Source organism: Ruegeria sp. N11 (assembly GCF_056531525.1).
This window is the reverse complement of the sequence record NZ_JBQFLX010000006.1, coordinates 48,945-63,702: the sequence shown is the minus strand read 5'-3', so window position 1 is coordinate 63,702 and position 14,758 is coordinate 48,945. Positions and strand designations below refer to the sequence as shown.

General features: G+C 56.8%; 13 protein-coding genes and 1 pseudogene. 10 read left to right on the top strand and 4 right to left on the bottom strand.

Features of this window, described 5'->3' with window-relative positions; all coding sequences use genetic code 11:
* Positions 1-17 precede the first annotated feature (17 nt).
* Positions 18-1,994: a CocE/NonD family hydrolase gene (locus tag ACR0J8_RS08085; RefSeq protein ID WP_480889579.1), complete on the top strand. Its 1,977-nt coding sequence runs from the start codon at positions 18-20 to the stop codon at positions 1,992-1,994.
* Positions 1,995-2,152: 158 nt separating this feature from the next.
* Entirely contained in the window at positions 2,153-2,608 is a 456-nt protein-coding gene (locus tag ACR0J8_RS08080) for a hypothetical protein (protein WP_480889576.1), read from the top strand.
* Between the two features lie 90 nt (positions 2,609-2,698).
* Here the strand turns inward: ACR0J8_RS08080 and ACR0J8_RS08075 are convergent.
* Together ACR0J8_RS08075 and ACR0J8_RS08070 are read right to left on the bottom strand one after the other, a co-directional pair.
* A pseudogene (locus ACR0J8_RS08075) lies at positions 2,699-3,395 on the bottom strand (IS5 family transposase); the annotation flags it as partial.
* Between the two features lie 230 nt (positions 3,396-3,625).
* On the bottom strand, positions 3,626-4,594 hold the full coding sequence (locus tag ACR0J8_RS08070; RefSeq protein WP_480889574.1) for a LysR family transcriptional regulator: 969 nt from the start codon (positions 4,592-4,594) through the stop codon (positions 3,626-3,628).
* A 129-nt stretch (positions 4,595-4,723) separates the two neighbouring features.
* On the opposite strand from ACR0J8_RS08070, the gene ACR0J8_RS08065 reads away from it, so the two are divergent.
* The 6 genes from ACR0J8_RS08065 to ACR0J8_RS08040 all read left to right on the top strand — a co-directional run bounded on the left by ACR0J8_RS08065 (position 4,724) and on the right by ACR0J8_RS08040 (position 11,694).
* Entirely contained in the window at positions 4,724-5,731 is a 1,008-nt protein-coding gene (locus tag ACR0J8_RS08065) for a TAXI family TRAP transporter solute-binding subunit (RefSeq protein ID WP_480523263.1), read from the top strand.
* Between the two features lie 80 nt (positions 5,732-5,811).
* The gene (locus ACR0J8_RS08060) at positions 5,812-8,025 is read left to right on the top strand and encodes a TRAP transporter permease (protein ID WP_480889571.1); all 2,214 of its coding nucleotides are present in this window, start codon (positions 5,812-5,814) and stop codon (positions 8,023-8,025) included.
* A gap of 4 nt (positions 8,026-8,029) precedes the next feature.
* Positions 8,030-9,268 (top strand): NAD(P)/FAD-dependent oxidoreductase, encoded by a 1,239-nt coding sequence (locus ACR0J8_RS08055; protein WP_480523260.1) that lies wholly within the window; start codon positions 8,030-8,032, stop codon positions 9,266-9,268.
* Positions 9,269-9,296: 28 nt separating this feature from the next.
* Positions 9,297-10,037, top strand: coding sequence for an aspartate/glutamate racemase family protein (locus ACR0J8_RS08050; RefSeq protein WP_480523258.1), 741 nt, complete (start codon positions 9,297-9,299; stop codon positions 10,035-10,037).
* A gap of 332 nt (positions 10,038-10,369) precedes the next feature.
* The gene (locus ACR0J8_RS08045) at positions 10,370-11,461 is read left to right on the top strand and encodes a peptidoglycan-binding domain-containing protein (RefSeq protein WP_480523257.1); all 1,092 of its coding nucleotides are present in this window, start codon (positions 10,370-10,372) and stop codon (positions 11,459-11,461) included.
* Between the two features lie 47 nt (positions 11,462-11,508).
* Positions 11,509-11,694 carry a hypothetical protein gene (locus tag ACR0J8_RS08040; RefSeq protein ID WP_480523255.1) on the top strand — a complete coding sequence of 62 codons (186 nt, stop codon included), beginning with the start codon at positions 11,509-11,511 and terminating at the stop codon, positions 11,692-11,694.
* 20 nt (positions 11,695-11,714) lie between these two features.
* Here ACR0J8_RS08040 and ACR0J8_RS08035 read toward each other — a convergent pair whose 3' ends face one another.
* Positions 11,715-11,864 carry a hypothetical protein gene (locus ACR0J8_RS08035; protein WP_480523254.1) on the bottom strand — a complete coding sequence of 50 codons (150 nt, stop codon included), beginning with the start codon at positions 11,862-11,864 and terminating at the stop codon, positions 11,715-11,717.
* A 184-nt stretch (positions 11,865-12,048) separates the two neighbouring features.
* Positions 12,049-12,525, bottom strand: a complete 477-nt coding sequence (locus tag ACR0J8_RS08030; RefSeq protein WP_480889565.1) for an Lrp/AsnC family transcriptional regulator — start codon at positions 12,523-12,525, stop codon at positions 12,049-12,051.
* Positions 12,526-12,613: 88 nt separating this feature from the next.
* On the opposite strand from ACR0J8_RS08030, the gene ACR0J8_RS08025 reads away from it, so the two are divergent.
* A complete protein-coding gene (locus tag ACR0J8_RS08025) occupies positions 12,614-13,624 on the top strand; it encodes a pyridoxal-phosphate dependent enzyme (protein ID WP_480523250.1) in 1,011 nt (336 codons plus the stop codon).
* Complete coding sequence (locus ACR0J8_RS08020; protein ID WP_480889563.1) at positions 13,617-14,741, top strand: amidohydrolase; 1,125 nt, start codon at positions 13,617-13,619, stop codon at positions 14,739-14,741. Before ACR0J8_RS08025 ends, ACR0J8_RS08020 begins: the two co-directional genes overlap by 8 nt.
* The last annotated feature ends 17 nt before the right edge of the window (positions 14,742-14,758 follow it).

Below are 14,758 nucleotides of genomic sequence, written 5' to 3'. Positions count from 1 at the left end.
AAGGGTGACGTCCGAAAATGCCAGTTGAAATCATCGAAAACACATGGATACCACTACCGGACGGGCGAAAGCTTGCCGCAAGGATCTGGTTGCCGGAAACAGGGCCTTCCCCTGCGATTCTGGAGTACCTTCCATACCGAAAGCGTGATGGGACTGCGCCGCGGGATGAAACAACCCATCCTGTGTTTGCCAAGGCCGGATATGCCTGCATCCGGGTCGACATTGCCGGAACCGGCGACAGCGAAGGCCAGTTCGATGATGAATATTCCGAGCAGGAACTCAGCGATGGCGAAGCCGTTCTGAACTGGATCGCAGCACAAGGCTGGTGCGACGGAAACGTCGGCATGATCGGAATTTCCTGGGGCGGGTTCAACGGGTTGCAACTGGCTTTCCGCCGTCCTGCCGCGTTGAAAGCGGTCGTCAGTGTCGCCTCGACAGTCGATCGTTACGCCGACGACATTCATTTCATGGGCGGGTGCCTGCTCAGCGACAACGTCAACTGGGGGTGCCAGATGTTCGCCTACCTGACACGCCCGGCTGACCCCGCTTTGCGACCTGGTTGGCGCGAGGACTGGCTGAAACGGCTTGAAAACGTGCCATTTTCAGCCGCCGACTGGCTGCGCCATCCCACCCGAGATGGGTTTTGGAAACATGGCTCGGTCTGTGAAGACTGGTCAGCCATTCGGACACCCGTTCTGGCAATCACCGGCTGGGCGGACGCCTATGTCAACGCGCCCCCCGCGCTGGCCGCCAATCTTGAAGTACCCGCAAAGGCTATAATCGGGCCCTGGGAACACCGCTATCCGCATATTGCCAAACTGGATGCCGGGGACTTCCACTCGGAAGTCATCAGGTGGTTCGACCGATGGCTGAAAGGGCAACAGAACAGGGCCGAGGATTTGCCCGCCTATCGGACGTATATGCAGCAACATTTCAATCCGACCAAGGAAAACAAGCCAAGACAGGGGCACTGGATCGCCGAAAGCCAATGGCCCTCACCCAATGTAGGTACCCAGCACTGGCACCTGCGACCGGGTGGATTTGCGGACGCTCCTTTCGCCGAAAAAGCGACGGTGGCCAGCCCCTCGCATATCGGACAGGCAAGCGGGTATTTCTGTCCGGGCATGCGGATAGATAACGAGTTGTCCGAGGATCAATCTCAGGATGATGCACTGTCACTTTGCTTCGACAGCACAGCAATGCAAAAACCGCTGGACCTGTTGGGGCGCGCCCGGCTGAAACTGTCCTTCACCGTGGACAAGCCGGTGGCGCAACTGGTCGCGCGTCTGTGTGACGTTGCCCCCGACGGAACGTCGCAGCGGATTACCTACCGCGCGCTGAACCTGACGCATCACAACAGCCATGAAACGCCCGAGGCCCTGGTGCCCGGCAAGGTCTATGAGGCTGAAATCGTATTGAACGAATGCGCCCACCGCCTGCTACCGGGGCACGTTCTGCGTCTGGCGCTGTCCAACTCATATTGGCCAATAGTCTGGCCTGCACCCGACGCTGCACAAGTGACGCTGCTGCTGGAACACTCAACCCTGCTGTTGCCTGTGCGGGACGTACACGAGGAAATCGCACCATCAAATCCCGGGCCGGTTCAGGATTATCCGACACTTCAGGCCAGTCAACTGCGGCCACCTTCTGGACGTTCGGAGCGCTCAGTGGAAGACGACGGAACCGTGGTCCTTACGACATTTGACGATTACGGCAAGGCCACCGACCCTTATCATGGCATGACAGTTGGCAGCCATGTGGCCATGCGTTACGCGATCCACCCAAATGATCCGACAACGGCACAGTACAAAGCCAATTGGTCATTTACGTTCGCACGAGGCGATTGGCAGGTTGAGATACATACGGAAGGCCAGATGACCTGCGATGAGCAGAATTTTTACCTGGAAAGAAAATTGCGCGCGACCGAAGGCTCCGAAAAATCCGAAGTCCTGACAAAGGAATGGCGCGAGACAATCCCGCGTGGACTTCTTTGAGATTACTGATCACGAAAGGTTAATCGTCTCGAAACTCACTAACCCGTTCCTAGGATCCGGATTTAGGTTTTCGCTTTGAAGAATCGCGCCCTACAACAACCGCAAAACAGAAATGGCACCCTTTGCTTGGCGAAAGTGCCGGACGCGTGACGCGCCAAGTGTCCGGCATTCAAATTTCAGGTTTTCAGGATCAAGCCCTGACCTGTCGGCGGAGACAAGAAGTGAAAGTTCATCTTCTGGCTCAGCTCGTCCATCGCGTTCTGGCTCCGCACGAAGAAAAATACTTGGGATGTGCACAACATGTTGGAACTTGCATGGAAAGCGCCCGGATTCAACTGTGCGACGGTTACTCAGAAGCCCTGATGCTCGACGGCAAAGGATCAACTTACGTCTTGGCAGATCTGACTGAATACCCAGTCAACCAGAAAACGGGTCGCGCTATCAGCGCTCCGCATCGCCTGCAAAGCACAGGCAAGGTCGAGCGGTTGATTCAAACCATGAAGAACTGGGCGCTCTTGGACAATTACCACCTATCACACTACATGAAACAACAGATCGGCGTACTTGTGACTGTGACAACAAACATCGATACCACAAGAGCATCGAAAACCTAGAACCGGTGGGGGTCTATCGCGGGCGACACGTGAAGTTCCTATTAAGGATCGCGTAAATCGAGAGACAGACACCCTAGGGTCAGGATTCATAACCAATGGATGACGGTCGCAGCGTGTGGCTACACGCCGCCAGTCCTTGAGCCTGCCGAACATGAATTCAATCCTGTCACGCCGTTTTTGTTGACGTTTATCGTATTTCAAGGTTGTCTTGCGTTGGTTTCGACTCAGGATACCGACGCGTATACCTTTGTCTTTTAACGCATCTCGGAACTAATCGGCGTCATAGCCACGATTTCCAAGCAACCAGTTGACCCTTGGCAAGCTGCTCAGCAGTGCTCGCGCGCCGATGTAGTCACTGAATTGACCAGCGGTGACGAAAAGGCTGAGTGGTAGCCCTTGGCTATCACAGATAGTATGCCGTTTGGTGTTCATGCCGCCCTTGGTTCGACCAATCAGGCGGCCACGCCCCCTCTTTCGCGACCATACTGGTCGTGGTGGGGTCTGTTGCCTCGATCATCACGGTCTTATTCTCGCCGTGTTAGGCGGCCAGGCGCACCATCTTCTGGGTGAAGATGCCTTTCTCGCTCCAACGTTTCCACCGGCTGAAGAGCGTCTTGTGCGACCCGTATACCTCCGGCGCATCTCGCCATCGCAACCCATTACGGTTGAATAAGATAATCCCGCTCGACACCCTTCTAACATCGACCCGTGGCCTGCAGTCTGCCTTCAGGAAGAAAGGGGAAAACTTGGCCACCTGCTCGTCGCCTAGCCAGAAAAGGTCACTCATGTCACAGCTCCGTTTTCCAAGCCGTGATTCACGCAGCGCATTAAGAATCAATGCATATTGACCCTATAGACCAATGCCGCCGATCAAAAACAGTTATTTGCTTTTTTTGTTACCTTTCATTATACATTAATATGGACGCTGGTCGCCGGGACAGGCAGAGCGCAAGGAAAAGAAAACCGGCGTGATCGTCGCAAGGTATCTCGACGCCTGCCTTTGATGATCACGATTATTCAGTCTTGCTTGCCTTCGGTTTCATCAACCCATTCTGCACGGGGATTGGCCCCCACTTCATCCAGTTTCTTCAAAACTTCGGCTTTCCAGCCTGCCTTGATGTTGAGCGCGAGCTGTGACGCTGGTCGGTGGTCAGGCTGAAGGATCGCGTATTCATATCTGAGCGGGTTTTCGAACGGCAAAAACGCAACCTTCCCCTGAGACAGCCCCAATTCACGTTCGGTGGCAAAGGTCAGCGGATCAACGATGGTGCAGCACTGACCCGAACTTACAAAGGGGATCAACGGAAGAAAGTACTGGCAGGTGACAGTCGGTTTGTAGTTTGCAGATTCGTCCTGAAACTCTTGCCGGATCTTACGCTGGAACGGATGGGTTTCGTGCAACCCGCCCATGGGGATCCCATCCAGATCAGAAATCGTTATGCTTTTCCGGGACGCCAGAGGGTGCGCGCTGTCTATGGCGCAAAAACAGTCAGCCCCGATGAGTTCGGCTGAATATTGCGGTTTTCTGCCGGCAGAGTGTTCAAAATCAGCGAAACCAAAATCGATATTCTGGGTACCTGCAAGCTCCATGATCTGGGGCGAACTGCGTGTGGACAGCGTGATGCGTATATTGGGGTTTTCCCCGACCGACTGGCTGATGAACCGCGGGAACAGAAACGCCGAAGGACCAGGCATTGTGGCGATGTTCAAACTGCCGGAATGCCCTTTGATCAGCCCTTCCATGGTACTGGAAATCGTCGAAAGCCGATCCAGGATACCCGTAGTTTCCGCAAGAAGGTAGTGCGCTTCGGGAACCGGCACCAGACGCCGCCCTTTGCGTTCGAACAACGTAAGACCCAAGTTCTTTTCAAGGTTCTTCAATGCCAGGCTGATCGCTGGTTGCGTGCGGTTCAGTTTTTTCGCCGTCTGAGAAATGGAACCGGTTTCCATCACTTCGCGAAATACGGCCAGTTGGGTAAGATTCATGCGCTATATATAAGCTAAATTTAAATTTTGTGAAATATAACAAATTTGTATTTATGTGAATTCCCTCTACGCTGGCGGGATCAAATTTCGGGCAAACCGAATCCGATGATCCACAACTTGGAGGAAACGATGAGACTATCGAAATGCCTGGCAGGCATCGCTCTGGCTGGCGCGCTGGCCGCACCGGCGCTGGCACAGGACCCGACCTTTTTCCGCATCGGTACCGGCGGGGCTGGCGGAACCTACTTCCCCATCGGCGGCACAATCGCAAACGGGATTTCTGCCCCTCCGGGTTCGCGCCCGTGTGAAGAAGGCGGCCAGTGCGGCGTGCCCGGTCTGATCGCGATTGCGCAATCCACCACTGCGTCTGTCTTTAACAATGCGGCCGTTCAAAACGGCGAGTTGGAGGCCGGTCTGGCCGCCGCCGACGTCACGCGCTCGATGTATCTGGGTGAGGGCAAATTCGAAGGCAAACCGCATCCTAACCTGCGCATCGTAGCCAATCTCTTCCCCGAGGACCTGCATTTGGTTCTGCCGGCAGGTCAGACGATCAATGATCTTGGCGATCTGGAAGGCAAACGTGTTGGTATCGCGCAGGCGGGTTCGGGCACTCAGGTGGCCGTTCTGCAGATGCTGGACGCCTGGGGCGTCAACCGCGACAACATGGACGAGGCCGAGCTGAACAACAGCCAGAGCGCGGAGCGTCTGGCCGACGGTCAACTGGACGCCTATTTCTATGCTGCGGGCTGGCCGGTCGCCGCGATGGTTCAGCTGTCCTCGACCAAGGGCATGAACCTGCATTCCTTCTCGGACGAGGATCTGGCGAAGATCAACGAGATCATCCCGGCCTATATCCCCTCGGCCATTCCGGGTGGTGTCTATGAAGGGATCGATACCGAGACCAAAACCCCTGCGGTCAGCGCGATGCTGGTTGTATCCTCGGACCTATCTGAAGATCTGGTCTATGAACTGACCAAAGCCCTGTGGAACGACAACACCCGCAAGCTGCTGGATAACGGCCATGCTAAGGGCAAGCAGATCACTGCTGAGACAGCGCTGGACGGTGTCGAGGCGCTGGGTGTTCCGCTGCATCCAGGTGCTGAGAAGTTCTATAAAGAAGCCGGACTTCTTCAGTAATCCGATCTCAGGAAACTCAAACACCCGGTGCCCCGCCTGGGGCACCGGGTTCTCGAAATACGCGCAATCAGGGGGCCATCATGTCCGAGACACTGAAACTTGATGACCACGAGCTGACAGCCGAGGAACTGGCTGCCATCGAAGAACAATTCGACGAAGGCGCCGCCGTCCGGCAAGTGTCGCCCGCAACCGGCAAGGTTCTGCGAGTCGTCGCTCTGATCTTTGCATTCTATGAATTCTTCACCGCCGGTTTCGGCCTGCCCGCCGATCACTGGCACATGGGCATCTATCTGGCCCTGCTGTTCATTCTGGTTTATGCGACAATCCCGATTATCGGGGCCAAAAGTCTCTATGCGCTCAAGGTCAGCCGCTTCCGCATCGGTAACATTCCACTCTACGACTTGGTCTTCATGGCGTTGGGGATCATCGCTGCGCTGTATGTCGGACTCGCATGGCGCGGCATTCCGTTTCTCGGGCTCGAGGAACAGACGTTCCGCATGGGCAACCCCAACACGTACGACGTGATTTTGGGCGTAATCATCATCCTGCTGGTTCTGGACATCGCGCGCCGTACTTTGGGCTGGGTGCTGCCGCTGATCATCTGTGTCTTTATCTCATACGCCCTGCTGGGTCCCTATTTCCCCGGCCTGCTGCAGCATCCCGGCGTGAATTTCAAAACTTTCGTATCGTCGATGTACTTCCCGCAGGAAGGCATCTACGGCGTCACACTTTGGGTTGTTTCCACCATCGTGTTCCACTTTGTGCTGTTTGGCGTCATTGCCCAGCGCACAGGGCTGGGACAGCTTTTCATCGACAACGCAACCATTTTGGCGGGCCGTTATACCGGCGGTCCGGCAAAAGTGTCGGTGGTATCCTCGGCGTTCTTCGGCACGATTTCGGGTTCTTCGGTGGCCAACACCGTTTCGACCGGCGCGCTGACAATTCCCAACATGAAGCGCCTGGGATACCCCGGCCATTTTGCAGGCGGGGTCGAGGCCGCGTCCTCGGCCGGTGGCCAGATCACTCCGCCGATCATGGGGGCGGCCGCCTTCATCATGGCCGAGTTCCTCGAGGTTCCCTATACAACCATCGTGATCGCGGCGATCTTCCCGGCCATCCTGCACTATGTCGGTGTCTTTGCTGTCGTGCACCTGATGGCGCGCAAGCTGAACCTGAAGGGTCTGGCGAAAGAGCAACTGCCGCAGCTCAAGGCTGTCTGGGCCGAAGGCTGGGCGAACATTGTCCCTCTGATCGGTCTGCTGGTGGTACTGTTCACTGGTTACACGCCATTTATGTCAGCTTTCTGTGGTATCTCGCTGGCGGTGATTGCAGGTATGTCGCGGATCAAGCAGCCTCCGACGCTGATCTACGCAGCCGCATTCCTAGCCTTTGTCCTCTGGAAGTTCTCGGATGGCGGGTTCGATCTGACCATGACGGCCATTCTTTGCGCCTTGTCTGTGGTCGCAACGCTCAATCCGCAAAAACGGATCGAAGTGCCTGAGATGCTGCAGGCGGTCGAATTGGGTGTGAAATACTCGCTGGCTGTAGGTGCCGCGGCTGCTGCCGTGGGCATCGTGGTCGGTGTGATCAACACCACTGGCATCGGGTTCCGCATCGGGTTCATGGTGACGCAGGGCGCGGGCAACCTGGCGGCGGATCTGTACAACATGATCTCGTTCGGCAGCTTCCAGCTATTTACGATGGAAGACCTGCAATTGTTCATCTCACTGGTCTTCATCGCCATCGTCTGCATCCTGATGGGCGCAGGCATCCCGACCACAGCGTTATACATCATGCTGGTTTCGGTCGCACAGCCCGCGTTGGCGCAATTGGGCGTGCCGCCCATCGCCAGCCACCTGTTCGTGCTCTACTACGGTGTCGTGTCCGAGATCACGCCGCCGGTCTGCACCTCGGCCTATGCGGCCGCGGCCATTGCCAATTCCAACCCGTTCCGAACCGGGCTGTCCGCCTTTACGCTTGGGCTTGGCAAAGTCATCGCGCCCATGGCCTTTGTCTATGCACCGGTTCTGCTGTTCGTGTCGTCAACCGGGTTCAATCTGTGGGAGTTCACCTACACTGCCGCCAGCTGCATTGCAGGGGTCATCGCCCTGTCCGCCGCCGTGGTGGGATATTGGCTAAAGCCGCTGAACATAGCCTCACGTGTCTTGATGGCATTGGCAGGCGTTATCTTTGTCGCGCCTAGCCTGACCGCTGATCTGATCGCGCTGGCCGTGGCCTCTCCGGTCATCGTCACCCAGATGATCACCCGCAACCGCAGTCATTCCCCGGCATAACAACATGGCGAAAGAAGTCACCATCATCGGCGCTGGCATCGTCGGCATCTGTTGCGCGTTGTCCCTGCAGGAGCGCGGCATTCCCGTCCGACTTTTGGACAGAAGCGAACCGGGGCAGGAAACCTCGTTCGGAAACGCAGGCGTTGTCTCTCCGTGGTCGATCATCCCGCAAGCCGTGCCGGGGATCTGGAAAAAGCTGCCGGCTATGCTGCTGAACCCAAAAAGCGCGCTGTCTGTCCGGCTTTCGTTTTGGCCAAAGATGGTTCCCTGGGGGATGCGCTTTCTGGGTAACTCCGGCGAAAAGACGGTGCGTGAGATCTCGGATGCGATGGAGCTGTTGTGCCGTCCTTCCATTGATCTGTACCGGCGGCATCTACAGGGCACCGGTCACGAGGATCTGATCACCGACAGCTTCTATGTCCACGCGTTCCGCCATCCGGAACAGGCCAACCTGGATGGGCTGGACTACCTCATTCGGCGGGAAAAGGGCGGCGACCTCGACCGCATCGACGGCGTTGAATTGCGGCGTATCGAACCTGCGCTGAGCCGTGATTTCAAGGCTGCCATTGTGATCAAGGGTCAGGCACGCGTCACATCTCCGGGACGGTTGGCTGCGGTTCTGGCCGACAAGGCCCGAATGCAAGGCGCAGAAATCGTCCAAACCGAGCTAAAAGGGCTGAGCCGCGCGCAGGATGGCGGCTGGCAGCTTGCCACAGCGCAAGGGCTCCTTCATGCAGACAAAGTCGTTCTGGCCGCCGGGGTCTGGTCAGCCGAAATCCTGAAACCCCTTGGCTTGTCGATCCCGCTGGTCGCCGAGCGCGGATATCATGTCGAGTTTCCAACGCCTTCCGCCAGCCTGAACAATTCGGTCATGGATGTGGACGCAAAAGTTGTCGCAAGCTCGATGCAGGGTGGCCTTCGTGTCGCGGGAACAGCCGAGTTCGCAAGCGTCGACGCGCCCGCCGATCCCGGAAAGGAAAAGACACTGACCGCGCAAGCCAAGTCCATGGTTCCGGACCTTGATGCAAGCGGCGCAAGGTTCTGGATGGGGCGGCGTCCGTCCTTTCCGGACAGCCTTCCCGCAATCGGACCTTTGAACGGAAAAGATGGTCTCTACACCGCGTTTGGCCATTCCCACTATGGGTTGATGATGGCACCGAAAACCGGCGAGCTTGTGGCCGACATCATCTCCGACCGCAGCCCAAATATCGACCTGGACCCGTTTTCACTGGCCCGGTTTTGAACCTCTGATCCGAAAGGAGCTGACGACCATGCCAATTTACGAAGGCGGCCAGAACATCTGTGGTGCCTCGATAGGCGTTTTATGCCTAGAGAGCTATTTCCCCAAACCTCCGGGTCATATCAAGAACCCGTCCAGCCTGCCGTTTTCGGTGCTGTACGAAATGATAGATGGCGTTACCGTCCCGACCCTGTTGAAAAACCCGACCCCTGAACTGCTGGACCCCTTTATCGCCGGGGCACGGCGCCTTGAGGCCGAGGGTGTACGGGCCATCACCGGCAGTTGCGGTTTTCTGGCGCTCTTTCAAAAGGAACTGGCGGCTGCTGTTTCCGTCCCTGTGTTTGCATCCAGTCTGATACAGGTGCCATTGGCGTTTCACATGACCGGCGCGAATGCACCAGTGGGCGTGCTGACCGCAGATGCGTCGGCCCTGACGCCCAAGCATTTCGAAGGCGTCGGTGCCGCGGGCATCCCCGTCGCGGTACAAGGGTTGGAGGACAGTACCGAATTTGCCGAAGTGATCCTGCAAAACACGCGAACGCGTATGGACACTGATCTGATTGAAGTTGAAGTCATGCAAGCGGTTCGCAACCTGAAGCGGAGAGACCCGGGCATCCGGTCATTGGTTCTGGAATGCACCGATCTGCCGCCCTATGCCGCGCGGATTCAGGAAGAACTGCAGCTTCCCGTTTTTGACCTGACGACACTGGCACAGATGGCGCATTCCGTAAGCACGCGCAGTTCGTATTCAGGGATCATGCCCTGGTCTTAAAGGTGAAAAGGCACGCTGTTGGAGGTGCCCAAAAGCACGAGATGGCGACGTTACAAGTGTCGGCGGCTTTCGCTGATACACTAAATTAGACGCGCGCATCCCAACAGTTATGATCCTGACGGATGGGCAAAACCTGTTTGCGTATTCGCGGCAGGCCCTCGGAAACAAGTCCGGTCTTGAAGGGCTGCCCGACACCGCAATGACACCCGGCCCCGGCAGAGACAATCGAAGTCAGAGTGTCCCACAGAGCGGATTTGCGTCGCTGGAAGGGGAACAATCGGTTACTCTGAACGCAAAGCTTCTGAACCTTGGAGACCTTCTTGCGGAGACGAATGCCAAATCTGACGTGCGACAAGACCTCGAAACGACGAGTTTCAACTCTGGCCTACGCCCTGCTGCTTTGGGTTTGCCTTCATGGGGTATCCACCGCTCAGGTTGCTGACCCCGCGCAGTTGGCGGCCGCCGCGGATTGCATCCGAAAAGCGATCTCAGAGGATCCTCAGATCGACGTTGAGATTGAATTCGAAGTTGGTCCAGCCGGCGACATCGTGAGGCTGCCGGTGATGACCGCGCCGGCGGCCGCCCGGTCCGCGCATCGTCAGTTCTACTTTTTCTTCGCGTCTGCGCTGGAGGGTTGCGCGCCGTTCCGGGATGGCATGGAAGGCAAACTATACAAAGCCAAGTACAGCCAGGGCAACCTGACCATAACCGGTGCGCCAGCGGCACAGACCGCATTGCTCCAGGAAACCCCGCCTGCGCTGAAACAGCTTCCGCCGCTAAGACCGCTGCCACCGCTGAAACCGGTGCCGGAAAATGGTACAGCTGAATCGGAAACTGCTTTGGCGCTGGACAAACAGGCGATCCGCGACATTCAGGCTCGGCTGAGTGTTCTGGGCCATGATCCGAATGGAATAGACGGTGTTATGGGTCGCGGGACTAGAGGGGCAATACAGGCGTGGCAGGCCAGCCGGGGTTTTCCGGCAACGGGTTACCTTTCAGCCAGCCAACTGGTAGCACTCAGGATACAGTCGGAAGCGCAATTGCAATCCTGGCTAGCGTTTCCCGACAACAGCGACCTCTACAACCCTCCGCCCCCGATTCCGATTGGGCCAACGGAAATGTCGGGGAACTGGCGTTTCACAACAACTTGCGGAACCCGCAGCAAAATCGGACAACAAAAAATAACGGGCGCGATGAAGGTCAGACATGTCGGTGGCGGCAATTACACGGGTCAGGTGAAAACCTCGCAAGGGTTTACTGGGCGATTCAACGGTCGGCTGTCGGGGCGTCGAATGTCGGGTGAGATTAATTATGGCTTCCTTTTGGGGCGTGTTCGCAGCAACGGCGTTGTCGCGGATCAAAAACTGGCAATCAGCGGACGCGATTCAAACGGTTGTTCGTTCTATGCGGCAAAAACCAGTTAGTACTGTTTTGACTTGGACTGGTTTCAACCGTCTTCACCAAACCAGACTTGCCACACGTTCTCGCACTGACGGTTGGGTCGCAAAGGCTGTCGTCTGGCACAGACGAAACACCGGAAACCTCACCGATATTCCTGGATGTCTGGCTGTTTACCCATGCCGATCAAGGCGGACGCGCATCCGTGGCAGTCATGAAGGAATGGCTGTCGGGTATTCCGTGGTCAAATCCGACATAACAACCGCCGTTGGTCAGCGTTCAGGCCGTCATATTCATTGCCCGGTTGAACGTCTGGAAGTCGCAGGGATTGCCCAACCGGACACCGTCCTTTGCAACGTCATCCACTGTGTACTTGGCAAGCGGCGTGTTCGAACCGCCAGTCTGCAACAGGGTCGCAAGCCACTCCATTCATCGTCCAGAGCAAAACGACGGCGATATAAGCGGCATTTGCGGTGGCTGATCAAAGCTGGCGGTGAAAACCGAGTTCGCTTCCGAACTTTGGCGTGACTGACACTTCCATATGGTAAGAGATTTCAACAAAAGTCGCCCAAAGCCGTGCCGTACAGAGTGAACGACTTCACGAGGGTTTTCGTCACCCCGGCCCGTCCCCATCAACCGGAATACCCAACCCGATTTTTTTCCGGCCCATGACCACAGATGTTCGAAAGCGACGGACGTTTGAATTGTCGAAAAACAGGCGCTTCGTAAGTTCTTGAAAATCATCCATGTCCTTTGCAGTGCAGACCAGACAGAAGTCGGCGTCTCCTGTGATGTAATAGCACTGCTGGACCATAGGCTCGGACTGCACCTGTCGTGAGAACGCGTCTATCTGATCCTGACGTTCCCGCTCCAGTTCAACCATGACAATGAAGCTCATCGCGACGCCAAGTTTTTTAGCGTCAACAATCGCCACTTCGGACAGAATAGCCCCCGAGGTTCTGAGCGCCTTCAGACGCCTTTGTACGGATGCGACAGACAAGCCCGTCTCTGACGCAAGGGCTTCGAGGCCCATCTTTGCATCGGCCTGCATCAGTTGAAGCAGCTTTCGGTCAAACTGATCGAGTTTCACACGACACCTTCATCATTTAGAGAAATTTTCCCGCAAATTTGGCAAATTTGACCATAATAGATCATCGTTTGCGCGTACAACCCTCTCCATGAAAAACTCAAATATACTCGACGTCGCAAAACCGCTGGCTCTGCTTGCTGCATGCCCTGCCTACAGGCCAAGCCCCTTGGAGACCCGCAGTTTCCAGGGAAGACCGATGCTGATCAAGGACGAAACCGGCAGAATGGGCTTGGGCGCATTCAAAGCGCTCGGTGGTGTTTATGCTGTCGCCAAGCTGATCGAAGCGCGCGTTGGCCACCCCGTAGAAGCAAACGCCTTTTTGGACGACACTGTAAAGGACATCGCACGCTCGATGACTTTTGTTTGCGCCAGCGCAGGTAATCACGGCATGGCTGTGGCCGCTGGCGCGCGTCTGTTTGGAGCAAAGGCCCGCATTCACCTCGCCGAAACGGTGCCCGAGGACTTCGCCATTCGTCTGCGGGACAAGGGCGCAGAGGTAGTTCGGTCCGGCGACGACTACGAGGAAAGTGTTGCGGAAGCCATTGCCGATGCCGAGGCAACCGGCGCCATCCACCTCGCCGACGGCTCCTGGCCCGGATACACCGAACCACCCCGGCTGGTTATGGAAGGTTATACCGTCATTGCCGAAGAAATTCGGCTGGCGTTGGTGACCGCCGGAACCTGGCCCAGCCATGTATTTTTGCAGGCTGGCGTTGGCGGCCTGGCCGCAGGGGTCGCTTATATGATCCGGTCCAACTGGCCGGTTCAGCCAAAGATCATAGTCGTCGAACCGGATGCCGCGCCTTGCCTCAAGGAAAGCGCCATGGCGGGTGAGATCGTCACCGTCGAAGGACCTGTGTCAAACATGGGGCGGCTCGATTGCAAGACGCCGTCCATGTTGGCCCTGGATATTTTGAAACAGTGCGCCGATGATTGGGGTACGGTCAGCGACCAACAGGCTTTGGATGCCGTAAAACAGGCCCAGGACCTGGGTTTCTCCACGACACCTTCCGGTGCGGCAGGTTTGGCAGCCTGCTTGATGGTTGAAACCGACCTGCCGCTGATCATCCTGTCCGAAGGAAGTGTGGCCGATGCTTGACCTCACCGCATTTCGTCGGGATTTGCATGCCAACCCGGAAACCGGTTTCGATCTTGACCGGACCTCTGGACAGATCGCAGCAGCGTTGGAAGACGCAGGGCTTGAAGTCACCCGTGGGGTTGGCCGGACTGGTCTCGTCGCGACCCTGCGACGGGGTCCCGATGAAACTGCGATCGGCTTTCGTGCCGATATGGACGCCCTGCCGATACATGAGGCGACAAACTTGCCCTATCGCTCTGAAACGGAAGGCAAGTTTCATGGATGCGGGCACGATGGTCACAGCACCATGCTGCTTGGGGCCGCGCTGGAACTTGCGGCGGATCCATCATTGAAACGGACCATTCACTTCATCTTTCAGCCGGACGAAGAAAACGGAAATGGAGCCGCCGCGATGATCGCGGATGGTTTGTTCGACCGCTTCCCCATGGCCGCAATCTTCGGTCTTCACAACATGCCGGGAATGGAGCTTGGTCATTTCGCGACGCAGGCAGGGCCATTCTGTGCGTTTGAGGATAATTTCGAGATCCATATTCAGGGTCGGGGCGGGCACGCTTCCATGCCCGAAAAGGGCATCGATCCGATTGTGGTCGGGGCCGCGATTGTGCAGCAATTGCAATCGATCGTCTCTCGCTCGCTTCCAGCCAGCGAACACGCCGTGGTTTCCATCACCGAATTCCTGACGGACGGTGCGCGCAATATCCTGCCCAGCAATGTAACACTGCGCGGGGACTGCCGAGGGTTCACCGGGGATGTGTCTGAAAGCATAGAACGCAGAATGCGCGCGATTGTGGCCGGTGTCAGCGCGGCGCATGCTGCAGAGGCGCAAGTTGATTACTCGACTTCCTTCCGGCCGCTGGTGAACGACGACAGGGCAACCGATTGTATTTCGGGCGCGGCCCGTGACGTTGGCAGAATAAACGCCAGTTATGGCCGGGTCGGTTTTTCGGAAGACTTCGCCGAGTTTCTTGCACATCGTCCGGGGGCATTCATCCTGATGGGTAACGGGGTTGAGGGGAACAATGCGATGCCGCTTCACAACCCGTCATATGATTTCAACGATGATGCTATCCGCCATGGAATTGCGTTTTGGACCAACCTTGCACGGCGGGACTTCTGATACGGAAGCCTGTGTTC